Below are 12,699 nucleotides of genomic sequence, written 5' to 3' on the forward strand. Positions count from 1 at the left end.
AGAAGGCAGCGAATGTGTTTCAGGAGAACCCCTTTGGAAAACGGTAACAAAACCATTGCCATTGCCGGGCTAGGCAAAATCGCGCTGGATCAGCATGTGCCGGCAATTGCCAACACCGGCGGGTTCCGTCTCGCAGCCACGCTCAGCCGCAATAGCAGCCTCGAAGACACACCCGGCTTTTCTACCTGGGAGACACTCAGAACCACGGGTCCCCGCCTAGATGCCTTGGCGATCTGCACCCCGCCACAGGTGCGTATGGAACTGGCTTATCTGGCGCTTGGGGCCAGCCTGGATGTGCTTTTGGAAAAGCCTCCTGCTGCCACGGTGGCGGAAATCCTCGCCCTGAAGGCTGCAGCCAAGCGCCAGGGCCGGGTCCTGTTTGCCAGCTGGCATTCCCGCCATGCCCGGGCCGTGCCCGCCGCCACCGCCTGGCTGGCGGACAAAAAAATCCGCAAAATCACTGTAACCTGGCGCGAAAACGTACGCCAATGGCATCCCGGACAAAGTTGGATCTGGCAACCGGGCGGCTTGGGCGTGTTCGACCCCGGCATCAATGCCCTGTCGATCCTGACTGCAATCCTGCCACCGCCTCTGGTCGCCGGATTGCATGTCACCACTGCCGATCTGGAGGTGCCGGAAAACTGTGCCACTCCGATTGCCGCCCGGCTGACGCTGACTGCCCCCGGCGGACTGGAGGCCAGTGCCGATTTCGATTTCCGTCAAACCGGCATCCAGACCTGGTCCATAGACATAGAAACCGACAGCGGCCATCTGGCGCTGCAGGCGGGTGGCGCTGACCTGTTGCTGGACGGCCAGCCGCAGGCAAACGACCCGAACCGGGGCAGTGAATACGAAGAACTTTATCGCCATTTCGCAAGGCTGGTGCAAAGCAGACGCAGCGATGTGGACATCTCCCCCCTTGTCCTAGTGGCCGATGCCTTTCTACTGGGGCGCCAGATCCCGACCGAGGCCTTTCATGACTGACCAGAACCCAGATCCCGTGCCGACAGCCTCCCTGTTCGACGACCGCCGCTGCACCCTGGGCGAAGGCCCCCTGTGGCACCCAGGACGCGCGCAGTTGTTCTGGTTCGACATACTGGGTCGGCGCTTGCTGAGCCGCAGCCCGGACAGAAAGCACGACAACACGCAAGAGTGGCACTTTGATGAATATGTCTCGGCAGCCGGCTGGACCGGGCAGGACAGCCTGCTGATCGCCTCACAAACCGCACTGTGGCACTTTGATATCGGCACCGGCCACCACGAAAAGATCCTGCCGCTGGAAGCGGACAATCCGGTGACACGCTCCAACGACGGGCGTGCCGATCCCTGGGGCGGCTTCTGGATCGGCACCATGGGCAAGGCGCTGGAGCACGGAGCCGGAGCCATCTACCGCTATTACCAGGGCGAACTGCGCCAAGTCTTCGACAAGATTACAATTTCCAACGCGATCTGTTTCTCTCCCGATGGGCACTGGGTGTATTTTACGGACACCCCGCGGCAGGCGATCTGGCGTCAGGCGCTGCGCAGCGCCGATGGCTGGCCCGCCGCAACCGAACCCGAGATCTTTATCGATCTACGCTCCGAGCGCCTTAATCCCGATGGCGCAGTGGTGGACAGCACTGGCTGCCTGTGGAATGCGCAATGGGGAGCCAGCCGCGTTGCCTGCTACGGCCCGGACGGCAGTTTCCGCCACGCCGTGTCCTTTGCGGCCAGCCAGATCTCCTGTCCGGCCTTTGGTGGAGCGGAGCTGCAAACGCTGTTTGCCACATCGGCAACCGAAGGATTACGGGATGCCAGTGGATCCGCAGACGGGCAGACCTTCGCCCTCCGGCTGGAAGTAACCGGACAAAGCGAGCATCAGATACGGCTCTAGCAGCGTGATCTACATCTGGAGGGGCTCACTGATCACAAAAAGCTGAGGCTTGATACCAGTAGCCGCCTGCTTGGTACTTTTACCTATGCGCTCTGTTTCTCCGCGATGCGTACAGCCTAACGTTACGGTACTGGTAGCACCAGAGTGCCAGCTGGCGTCATTCTTAGAGCGGCAAAGCACATCAAGCTCCGGCACAAAACATCCAGTTGCTAGCGTGAGATCTCCGAATGGCGGCGCAACAGCGCCGCCCGATTGCCAGCGCTGACTACCTCAAAACCATTGTCCAAAAGATACGGCATGGCAGTCGTACCTTTTGCTGTCCACTTTTCATTTTCATCTAACCACGTATCATCGAAACAGATCACACCGTCCGGTGTGAGTTTGGAGACCAGAGTTTCCGCACAGTCCAGATGCATCTTATGGCACTGAAGCTCATCAATGCGTGCCCCCAGAAACTTTTCATAACGCCCCTGTCTGATTTCTGAATGATTGCCGTGATCGAAGTCGTATGCATCCAGGAAGACATAATCGATTGAACCTTCATACTGCGCCAGAAAATCCTCTCCTTTTGCTGTGACCGCCTGGAACGTGTAACCATGTCTACGGAACATCCGCCGGGCCATGCGCGTGTTGCGCTCATCCATGTCCACCGTAATGAAGTCGACGCCATACTCGGCACAGAATGATGCAAGCTTTTCGGTGGATCCCTGTCCGGGAACCACTTCACGTGTTGTGCCGATTTCGATCAGCACGCGCTTGCGATTGCTCCGCAGCGGAGGCGTCCGATGCAAATAATCCAACAACAGGGCGTGCCCGTGTTCCCCTGCCTTCTGTTCACTCCCCAGACTGCCCAAATACGCCTTGAGAACATCCTTTCCGGCACCGAAAGGCGCGCTTGGCAAAATGGCATCCTCAAGCAAAGTTGTCAGTGCTTCGTTTTTTCTATTCAATTCAAGCAATAGGGAGGCGGCCAGTACCCTCAACCACCGCGCATGGAGCGGAATCCTGTGCAGTGCCTCGGCCACGAAACTCATCCCGTGTAACGGCTGCTTTTTGTTGTAATAGTGGGCTGCTGCGGCCAACAAAAGAAGGGACGCGGTTTGCGGCCCCAGTCCATCAGCCGTCTCATCAAGCCGTTCCAAGAAATCCTGTTCATCCCCTCCAAGGCACGCATCCAGCTTCTGCAGAACCTGTGTCGTATCCGGCTGCTGTGCTCCCTGTGGGGCAAGTGCATCGAAAAGAGCCGTGGCCCGTTCCATAAAGCTGGAAACCAGCCCCAGCGCTCTGCCGTCCTCCGGCGACGGCTGCTTTTGTAGACTTAGCCCGCCTCCGTCACGATGCAGAAGATATGCACGTTCCGGCGGATAGCCCAGTTTCTCACAAAGCTCCCTGTAGGCTGGGACATTCAAGAAATCGCTGCAATCGAAGGTTCTCTGTTCCTTATCAGGGATAAAACCATCGTCCTGCACGGCATAGCGCGCCGGAGTGAAGTGCAACGGAGTACACAGATCCCTCAGCCCTTCCCCGTCCGATCCAATGTCTTCGCTACGTAGCAACGGCAAATCCTGATGGCGGGTTAGAAAGTGGTTCAGGCCTTCGCAAAAATTATCAAAGTTTAAGTCCTCACCCGCTGCCAAACAGGCCTGATAAGAGGCTATCGGGTGACAAACCAACAGGACAGCCCTTCTTTTCGGAACCAACGGAAGCTCTGGATCATCGGCTGTAACGGTCAGCAGAAGGGACCTGCCCACTCGGCCCAGCTCCTGTTGCAGCTCCTCAATCCCCCCGAGAGCCAGCCGTGACCTCGCCCCTCCTGAAAGACCATGGCGCGCTGACTTGCCCGGCAGGCATTCACCTACCCCCACACAGGTTACCCCCCCGACGCGCCCTTGCCACCAAGCAGACGAAAGATGAGGAAGTCCTGGGAATGCACAAAGAATACGGGCCTGAGGCGCCGAATTCTTGCTGTTGCGCAACGCTTCTTCGCAACGCTCTAACATATTGGGCAAGGGCTCGGATGGAAGAGAGCTCTGCCCTTCCGCCTCGCCACAATGCGCATCAAGAATGGTGAGGGCCTCCTCGAACATCTCCAAGGCCTTACCCAATCCGATCCGGCTGGGAACCTGGTACTCTGAGCTCAATTGGACGCCTTGCTTCATGTCCTTGTTTTCTTTCCGGTTTCTTTATCCGCCCCCTGAAGTGGCGTTGCGGTTTCCACTTTGGGATCCTGCAAATCGTCCGCTTCCTCCTGATCAGCGGTCTTGGCGCGCATATCACGCAGATATTGCGATGCTTCGCGCAACCGTGGCGTCAATTGCTGCAAAAGCATTTCGAGTTCAGTTTTTTCATCGCAGAGTAACGCATATTGCTTTTGCAGACTTTCATAATCCACTTGGAGGCGGTTTTGCTGCTCCAGAGCCAAAGTCAGATCCCGTCTTGCGATACGATAACTGACTTCGGTTCGCTGCATCTTCTCAAACGTTTCCTGTTCAGCCTTAAGCTGTGCCAGCAGACGTGCGTTCAGACTTTCGAGGCGCTCTTGATGACTTTTCAAAGCCGCCGCCAGTTCTCTCTCCGCCTTCACCAAAGCCGCCTCACTTTCAGCCTGCACCTTGGTCTTCTCGGTCAACTCATCGCGCATTGCGACGTTTTGAGCACGGGCCTGCTCCAGTTCGGTTTCCGCCTTCACCAAAGCCGCCTCACTTTCAGCCTGCACCTTGGTTTTCTCGGTCAACTCATCGTGCATTGCGACGTTTTGAGCACGGGTTTGCTCCAGTTCGGTTTCCAGCTGCGCAAGACGCCGCAACGTCGGGCTATCGCGAAACCAAAGAACTGGCCAATCTGGATCGCTCTCATCCGCTTCTATCAGCTCGAACATCTCTTGCATCAAACGATTTTTGATCGCAGCACAGTCTTCGGAAGCCTCAAAAAAGCTTTCAACACCGCAGCGGACTACCACCTCTTCCGCACGCTCCAACAAGCCCGTCCTCTTCAGAGCATCCAACAGGTGGGCTTCCTGCCCAGGCATATCGACCCATACGCGGATTGGATCATTGAGAGGCTGCAGCCGTTCCAGCAAAGACGTCACCGTAATGGTCGGCACACTTTCCCTACCGCGCTCTTTCAGGCCGGGAAAGACATCTTTTAATGCACGCGTCGGAGGTGAAAAACTGCGCAGCCCCTCAATAGAGTAGAACGTCATCTCCGCGTTGCCATCTCCTGAATACGCGGCCGCCTCAACATGCTCAGCGCACAGTTTCTGCTGCAATGAGATGTGAGGCTCTGGATCCACAAGGACCACACGCATGCCCCCCTCCACCAGACGGGTTAAACACTTTGCAAATAGATCGGAAGCAGACACCCCCAAAATGATCAAGGTTCCTGTAGCTGGCGTCTGCGCAACCATTTAGAGTCTCCTAGTCTCTTTGTTATTTTTTATGCGACGTACATGGTAGTAAGCTAATCTTTCAAACCAAAGAAAGACCGGTAATCCTCTTTCGGGAAGACCTGACAGTGTCCACCATCGGTTGCGTCCACTATCTCTCTCCCCACTGCTGAAAACGCCTCCAGCGCCGCACGGTAGGAAATCTCGGATTCAGCCAGATTCGGAGCATCCCACTTACTCCCACGAAAGTAGTCGGGGCTGAAATGGTTCGGGTCGGCTCCCCGCATCTCGAGCTCAGCATTGGACGGCCCGGATTGAGCGAAATAATGATCCATGCCGATAATGACAACCTGACGGAACCCCATGAAGTAGGCGAGCTGTAATGCAGCATGCGTGACCGTATGTCCTTCCCGCACACCTCGGGTGATATCACCGTAAAACCGGCCGGTCATATCCTTTGTTTGAATGCGATAGGTCAAGGCATCCTCTGGCAACACATCAGTGCCCCGATCCGATATAAACTTCACGCAATTCATCTTTCGAAAGGCATCTGCGCTCTGTTCAATGACCTTGCGGTTCACGGCAACCATATAACGAGGGTAAAAACCGAATTTGGGCAAGCCAAGATAAATTTTGTTTAGACCGAACACCACTTCCTTGCGCAGGAAACTCAGGTCCATACGGTTCAGGGAAGGGCCATTGCATACGATCACGCATCGCTCACCCTGGTGTAGGTCGTGAAAGCGCAACAGGCGTGAACTTGGATCAAAGCAGTCGAATTGCATTTTGCTCATTCCTAGGCGCTCCGATAGAGACATGATGTTCTGGTTGGTCTCACGACCACCTCTCCATGGAACTGCAGCATGAAGACTGAAGAGCACGGTCACACGACATAAAACGAACCGGCTACCGCAGGCGGCTTCTTACGCACAATATAACCGGCCTCCTGTCCAAGACCTGAATTATTGATCTCTTTCATATATTTGCCGCGTCCAGGCTACCGCGCCAAACAAAACCATAGCCCTGCGATAGTCAAGATCAGTCACCAAGCACCAAGACTGGACAATCAGCCTTGAGCCCATACCGGCACAGGGTTATGAAGATTTGATCGCTCACAACTCATGTTAGCGAACAGAGCTAAAAGGAAGCGCGAACAGCCGAGGCTCTGTTTGCGACAGTGGAGGACCAATGGCTGAGAACATCGCAACAGGCCTCGACGCCCAAGTCAACCACACACTGGCTGTCCTGCGCGACAGTGTGATCGAGGGCGATATTGGCCATGAGAATGGCATATTGCCAGGCTTGTCTCTACGGAGCGACATGGCGCTACAAGCAAGCGGCCGCTACATATCACAGGAAGGGCGACTGCTAACATTGGACGTCACCACCCAGGCTCAAGGAGACTGGATGGCGCTCCACCTCTCTCTGGGAGGCAGCGATTATACTCCACACGGCTTTGTTGGCCTTGCTTGCCGCACCGCCGCACCCGAACCGATCATAGTACAACCCTGCCTGCGCTCGGGCACCGAAGAGGGGTTCGTCGACTGCTTCTTCGATAAACACATCCTGGCAACGCCTGAAGAGGCAAGCCATCTGGACGCCCTACCGATCCATAATCGCTCAAATCTCCCACTCCATGCGCCCTGGCGTGAATTGATCATGTTCCTGCCGGTACACAGCTTCCGCTGGTCTTTGCACGACTTGCGTATCTTTGTGGTATGAATACCGACTCCCGAGCATGTCTCTAACTCTCGCCCTTCCCGTCCATAATGACGCCAGGAATCTGCGCCGTGTTCTAGCTCAAGCGCACAAATTGGGGGTCTTCGACAAGGTAGTGATAAGCGACGACGGCTCCGACGAACCTGTCAGCCGCACTGAAGTTTGCCCCCCGGATGCTTGGCCGCAGAATTGCTTCACAATCCTTCGGACAGAAACAAACAAGGGAGCTGGTCATGCCCGCAATCGTGCCCTGGAACATGTAACGACTGAGCACGTCCTATTTTTCGACGCCGATGACCTTTTAACGCCGGACCTAGCAGCCCTCATCAAGACCCTTGCCGGACGACAGTTCGACTTCTGCCTGTTTCGCCATACAGACAGCCGTTGCATTGGATGGGGTATCTTGGGTCAAATGCCACTTGATGAAGCGCATTGGCGCCGGGCCAAGGTGCAAGTCGGCGCACTCAGCTCAATCAACCCAACACAGGCCGCCGCTCTGGCCGAAACGACCAATTACCCTTGGAATAAGATCTACAGAACGGATTTTTTAAGAGAAAACAACATCTATTGCTCTGAGACCATGGTTCATAACGACATCGAGTTACACTGGATGAGCTTCCATCATGGCCGCAATATCCTTGTGTCTGATCGGGTGGGTGCTCTCCATTTCGTAGCCCCTAGCGGCCAGCGCCTAACGAACCGCAAAGGAGAGGAACGCTTCGCGGTCTTCGCTCCACTCGGTCGCATAGCGAGTGCCCTTGATACTGAGAACGCCTCTGAGCGATTACGCGAACCCTTTCTGCGGTTCACCAGCGGACTGTTTGATTGGATAAGAGGCAATATCGCTCCTCACCTGCAAAAACGATTTGATGCAGCGACACGTGATTTCCTGCTGACATATGTGGACATGGCGCGTTTTTCACAGCTCAGCCAAGCCGATCCGGTCTTGGCACGACATATAGTGCTCCAACTGGAGCGAGGGCGCATATGAATTTGTCTTTCGTGATAATTACTGTCAGCGATGACGAGAACCTGTGGTCTCGCTACAAGGCCCTGGCCGCCGTGACTGCTCCAGGCGACGAGGTTCTGCTGTGCGACAGCGGGCAAGCCCGAAATGGCACACAGATCATACGCCGTTTCGGAGAAGAGATCGGCTGGGGCGAAGGCGTGGCTGCCCGCCCAATCGCACTGCCCGAAACCCGCTCTTTTCCCGATCGGGCTACACTACGCAAGCTGGCCGCACATCCCGCAACGCTGATCCTCCCCGACAAGGCGTACCCCACTTCCGATGGTGTCAAAGCACTACGCGCACAGCTGGAACACAGCACTCCTGATTTACTGCTGCTTAACAGCGCCCGAAGACTTGGAGACACCAACATCATTCTCCCCAGTTCCGACGCAAGCCGCTGGCCTGCAGCAGGCATGCTAAACAATACGGCCGCCCATACCGCAGCAATGCAACTTCTCCCTGACATCACGCGAGTGATGCCCCTAAGCGAGCGGCCGCATGAAGATTACGAAAGCGCAGTCATGCAGGCGGACAGCATTGGCTTCGTACCGGCCACAGTGCTAGTGACACCCCAGCCTGCGCCCTGCGATCCCACACCACAGATTGCCACGCTCGGCGCCCGGATCGCTGCCACGCCCCGCAGCAGAAGGGCGGACCTCCTGACCTCTGCAATGCTGCAATTTGACGACATGATAGCCCAACTGGACCCCCTCTATGCTGAAGCTTTTCTTGCCGCCTCCCGCTCTTTTGCAAAGCAACTACCACGCCGGTTGCGGCGATCACTTCGGGCACATGACGGACCAAGCGGCCCCCTTCTCCACGACCTGCAGCGCAGAGATCTCACCGCAGCCCGCGTCCAACTGGCACTACAATTCGCAGCACAGGACCGGATCCATGTCCGAGCCCTGACAACCGAAATCGGAAGGCTCAGCAATGACCTTGACCTCGCGCTCCCAAGCCCGAGTTACCTGATGGACCTGTTTCAACGAGCACGGCGCGCATGATCAAAGTATTTAAAACCGGGCGCCACGCACATCGCACCCCCTTAAGCTATCCAGACCTTGCTCCACTTTTTGCTGATTGTATCCAGCTAGTGGACACTCCAGCCGAAGCCGATCTTTACATGTTTGCCCACAGCATGGATTTTGAAACCGCTCCGCGCGCGCTGATCGAAGACTGGCGCCAGCGGCGACGCCCGGTTGCAATCCTGTCTGAAGAACCTTTTTGGGACACCATCTGGGGTCAACGCCCACTGCAGCGCCAAATTCGTCAGGAAACGCCCTTTGGAGCGCTACCTGTGTTCCAGCTCAACCACTTTACCACCGAGATCTACCACTTTGAGCATATCCCTTATTACCTGTTGACCGAGCATCGTTTCGCGCAGGTTTACGCTCCCCTATTCCAGCGCAATGCCCAGCTACGGGCCTCGGAATGGCGCGCGGTTTTTGCCAACTGCCCGAGCGACTTGACGTTCATGTTCGAACGCCGCCCTGAACGATACCACAATGTGGAGTGGGCCGAAGCTGATCTGATTGGCCTTTGCGCCTGGCGCACGGACTTGGCCGAGGCCTGCACTTGGCCCGGCGTTGCCCGCCTCGGCCAGAGCTGGCAAGGTGGACAGACCCGGTTCGAACTGGACGACTGGCATGGCGACAAGCTCCGGCAGCTCGACCAGAACACACGGCAGATGGGCGCGCTGGAAAACACTCATCACCCTGATTACATCACCGAGAAAATTTTCGATGCCTTTGCCATCGGAGCGCAACCGGTCTATTTTGCGAGTGCCGCTCACCGCATTCACAGCATGGGCCTGCCGACGGAAAGCTGGGTCAACCTACACGGCCAAACCCCGGATGAAGCTGCTGAAACCCTGAACGCTACAACGCAAGACGATACTTTTATCGACGCACTCCATGACGCGCAAAGCGCGCTGGCAAACCTGTTTGGAGACCCCAGCTTTGCCGTGATCGAGCGCACACGTTTGCGTAGCGCTGTGCTAAAGACCCTAGAAGAGGTACTCGACAGTCATCCGTGACAAAAGGTGGGCTTTGACAACCTGAAGGGGGATACAAAACGGGCATCCCCTGCACTCTTGGGGCCAAAAATCCGCTTCAGGGGTTATTTCTGGACATCAAATTGCTAGTCATGTAACCGCAGGGTAGATCACGTTTTCGAAGGTTGAAATGCTTATCAGTATTGTCATTCGCACACTGAACGAAGCGGACCATCTGGCTGACCTTTTGGCAATGGTAAGCCGCCAAAACACCTCTTTTGATGTTGAAACTGTCCTCATCGATTCCGGTTCGACCGACGGCACTGTTGAGATCGCACAACGCCACGGTGCGCGTGTAACACACATTAAAAAATCAGAATTTTCATTCGGGCGCTCGCTTAACCGCGGCTGTGATTTCAGCCATGGCGACATTCTGGTTCTGGTTTCCGGGCATTGTGTCCCCACCGACGAAAACTGGCTGCAGAACCTGTGCCAACCGCTGATCGATAAAGCCGCCTCCTACAGCTATGGTCGCCAGATTGGCGACGACAACAGCAATTACAGTGAGCGGCGCATCTTCGCCAAATACTATCCTGCGGAATCCGCCATTCCGCAGGATTCGTTCTTCTGCAACAACGCCAACTCGGCAATCCTGCGTTCTGTATGGCAGGACCATCAGTTCGACGAAGAGCTTACCGGTCTGGAAGATATGGAACTGTCCAAACGGATCTGGAACCAGGGCCATAAGATTGCCTATGTGGCAGATGCACCCGTCTTTCACCACCACAAGGAAAGCTGGGGGCAGATCCGCCGCCGCTTTGAGCGCGAAGCCATGGCCTTGCGCCTGATCATGCCCGAAATTCACGTTACGCCACTGGACGTGATGCGTTGGGTCATCTCGAGCACCTGGCAGGATTGGCGTGCAGCAATCCGCCATGGCATAAAGTCCACTCGCAAACGCGACATGTTGCGCTATCGCTGGAACCAATACTGGGGTTCATATAAAGGCAACCACGATCACCGGCGCATGTCGCAGGAAACAAAACAATATTACTTCTACCCAGAAGTTTCGGAAAAGGCAGGTCAAGATGAGTGGCTCAAACCGTTGTATCGCACTCCTCCCAATGAAGGCCAACAGTCAAAGGGTTAAGGGCAAGAATTTTAGGCCGCTACATGGTAAACCGCTGTTCCGCTGGATCCTTGATACCTTGCTGGCCGTCGAAGAAATCGACGAGGTGGTGATCAATACCGACGCCCGGCACATCCTGGCTGAAAACGGCCTAGTGGAAACCGACCGGGTTCGCATTCGCGACCGCAAACCGGAACTGTGTGGCGACACCGTGTCGATGAACTTGATCCTTGCCGATGATCTCGCCGCGGTCGAGGCCGATACCTATTTGATGACCCACACCACCAACCCGCTACTGACCCCGCAAACGATCCGGTCGGCGCTGACGCAGTATCAGGACGGCGTGGCCAAGGGCAAGGCTGACAGCCTGTTCACCGTCAACAAGATCCAGACCCGGTTCTATCGCGGTGATGCCAGCCCGGTGAACCACGATCCCGACAACCTAATCCAGACCCAGGATCTTGAACCGTGGTACGAGGAAAATTCGAACCTCTACATCTTTTCGCGCGATAGTTTCGCCAAGACCAATGCCCGGATCGGCAAGCAACCGCTGCTGCACGAGATGGACAAGATGGAAGCCTCGGATATCGATACGCCCGAGGATTGGGACCTGGCCGCGGCGCTGGCCGGGATGCGCATGGCGAAAGAGGCTGCTGAATAATGAAAGACGTTCTTGTTACCTGCCCGCCGATGCTGGGCCAGTTCGGCCTGTTCGTGGACTACGCTGCCGAGCGCGGACTGAAACTGCATAGCGCCGAAGTGACCCAGATTCTGAGCGAAGACGAGCTTTGCAATCTGCTACCACAATATGACGGCTGGATCATCGGCGACGATCCGGCCACCCGCCGGGTGTTCGAAACCGCGCGGGGCGGTCGGCTGACGGCGGCGGTGAAATGGGGTATCGGGGTCGATAACGTCGATTTCGCCGCATGCAAGGAGCTGGGTATCCCGATCATCAACACGCCGATGATGTTCGGTGCCGAAGTAGCCGATGTAGCCACCGGTTTCGTGATCGGGCTGGCGCGCGAACTGTTCCTGATTGATCGCGGCGTACGCTCAGGGGACTGGCCGAAACCGGCCGGCATCAGCCTAACCGGCAAACGTGTCGGCGTGATCGGGCTAGGCGATATCGGCCGCAACACGGTCGCCCGCCTGCGCGCCCTGGGGATGGAGGTCGTAGCCTACGATCCCGGCGTCGAAGGCGATGCCGGGTTTGAGGGACTTAAGCGCGCAGCATGGCCCGAGGCGGTCGAAGGGCTGGATTTCCTAGTCTTCACCTGCGCCCTGAACAAGCACAACTTCCACATGCTGGACGCCGATGTGCTGGCCAAGTGCAAGCCGGGAATCCGGGTGGTCAACGTCGCCCGCGGGCCGCTGATCGACGAACAGGCGCTAATCGCGGCGCTGCAATCGGGGCAGGTACATTCGGCAGCTCTGGATGTCTTTGAAGTGGAACCACTACCCGCTGACAGCCCACTACGTGGAATGGAGCGTTGCATATTCGGCTCACATAACGGCTCCAACACGGTGGATGCGGTCATCCGCGCCAGCCATGAGGCGATTGAACGTCTTGCTGGGTTTTACTAAGAGC

Annotated in this window: 12 protein-coding genes; 9 read left to right on the forward strand and 3 right to left on the reverse strand. The window is 56.5% G+C overall.

Annotation, left to right across the window (positions count from 1 at the left end; translation table 11 throughout):
• The first annotated feature begins 33 nt into the window (after window positions 1-33).
• Together SM765_RS20650 and SM765_RS20655 are read left to right on the forward strand one after the other, a co-directional pair.
• Complete coding sequence (locus SM765_RS20650) at window positions 34-984, forward strand: Gfo/Idh/MocA family protein (protein WP_368981795.1); 951 nt, start codon at window positions 34-36, stop codon at window positions 982-984.
• Complete coding sequence (locus tag SM765_RS20655) at window positions 977-1,873, forward strand: SMP-30/gluconolactonase/LRE family protein (RefSeq protein WP_274838563.1); 897 nt, start codon at window positions 977-979, stop codon at window positions 1,871-1,873. The genes SM765_RS20650 and SM765_RS20655 overlap by 8 nt, the downstream gene beginning before the upstream one ends.
• Before the next feature lie 209 nt (window positions 1,874-2,082).
• Here SM765_RS20655 and SM765_RS20660 read toward each other — a convergent pair whose 3' ends face one another.
• The 3 genes from SM765_RS20660 to SM765_RS20670 are packed head-to-tail and all read right to left on the reverse strand — an operon-like array spanning window position 2,083 to window position 6,052.
• Complete coding sequence (locus SM765_RS20660; protein WP_368981796.1) at window positions 2,083-4,032, reverse strand: O-methyltransferase; 1,950 nt, start codon at window positions 4,030-4,032, stop codon at window positions 2,083-2,085.
• Window positions 4,029-5,279, reverse strand: a complete 1,251-nt coding sequence (locus SM765_RS20665) for a hypothetical protein (RefSeq protein ID WP_368981797.1) — start codon at window positions 5,277-5,279, stop codon at window positions 4,029-4,031. Before SM765_RS20665 ends, SM765_RS20660 begins: the two co-directional genes overlap by 4 nt.
• Before the next feature lie 53 nt (window positions 5,280-5,332).
• A complete protein-coding gene (locus SM765_RS20670) occupies window positions 5,333-6,052 on the reverse strand; it encodes a 6-hydroxymethylpterin diphosphokinase MptE-like protein (RefSeq protein ID WP_368981798.1) in 720 nt (239 codons plus the stop codon).
• Window positions 6,053-6,446: 394 nt separating this feature from the next.
• Between SM765_RS20670 and SM765_RS20675 the strand changes: the two genes are divergently transcribed.
• The 7 genes from SM765_RS20675 to SM765_RS20705 all read left to right on the forward strand — a co-directional run bounded on the left by SM765_RS20675 (window position 6,447) and on the right by SM765_RS20705 (window position 12,695).
• The gene (locus SM765_RS20675) at window positions 6,447-6,980 is read left to right on the forward strand and encodes a hypothetical protein (RefSeq protein ID WP_368981799.1); all 534 of its coding nucleotides are present in this window, start codon (window positions 6,447-6,449) and stop codon (window positions 6,978-6,980) included.
• A 16-nt stretch (window positions 6,981-6,996) separates the two neighbouring features.
• Window positions 6,997-7,968 (forward strand): glycosyltransferase family 2 protein, encoded by a 972-nt coding sequence (locus SM765_RS20680; RefSeq protein ID WP_368981800.1) that lies wholly within the window; start codon window positions 6,997-6,999, stop codon window positions 7,966-7,968.
• Complete coding sequence (locus tag SM765_RS20685) at window positions 7,965-8,990, forward strand: hypothetical protein (RefSeq protein ID WP_368981801.1); 1,026 nt, start codon at window positions 7,965-7,967, stop codon at window positions 8,988-8,990. The genes SM765_RS20680 and SM765_RS20685 overlap by 4 nt, the downstream gene beginning before the upstream one ends.
• The gene (locus SM765_RS20690) at window positions 8,987-10,021 is read left to right on the forward strand and encodes a glycosyltransferase family 10 domain-containing protein (protein ID WP_368981802.1); all 1,035 of its coding nucleotides are present in this window, start codon (window positions 8,987-8,989) and stop codon (window positions 10,019-10,021) included. Before SM765_RS20685 ends, SM765_RS20690 begins: the two co-directional genes overlap by 4 nt.
• Before the next feature lie 148 nt (window positions 10,022-10,169).
• On the forward strand, window positions 10,170-11,129 hold the full coding sequence (locus SM765_RS20695; RefSeq protein ID WP_368981803.1) for a glycosyltransferase family 2 protein: 960 nt from the start codon (window positions 10,170-10,172) through the stop codon (window positions 11,127-11,129).
• On the forward strand, window positions 11,104-11,769 hold the full coding sequence (locus tag SM765_RS20700; protein ID WP_368981804.1) for an acylneuraminate cytidylyltransferase family protein: 666 nt from the start codon (window positions 11,104-11,106) through the stop codon (window positions 11,767-11,769). Before SM765_RS20695 ends, SM765_RS20700 begins: the two co-directional genes overlap by 26 nt.
• On the forward strand, window positions 11,769-12,695 hold the full coding sequence (locus tag SM765_RS20705) for a phosphoglycerate dehydrogenase (RefSeq protein WP_368981805.1): 927 nt from the start codon (window positions 11,769-11,771) through the stop codon (window positions 12,693-12,695). Before SM765_RS20700 ends, SM765_RS20705 begins: the two co-directional genes overlap by 1 nt.
• The last annotated feature ends 4 nt before the right edge of the window (window positions 12,696-12,699 follow it).

The organism is Pseudophaeobacter sp. 1A09344, from assembly GCF_041008745.1.
Lineage (GTDB): Bacteria > Pseudomonadota > Alphaproteobacteria > Rhodobacterales > Rhodobacteraceae > Phycobacter > Phycobacter gallaeciensis_A.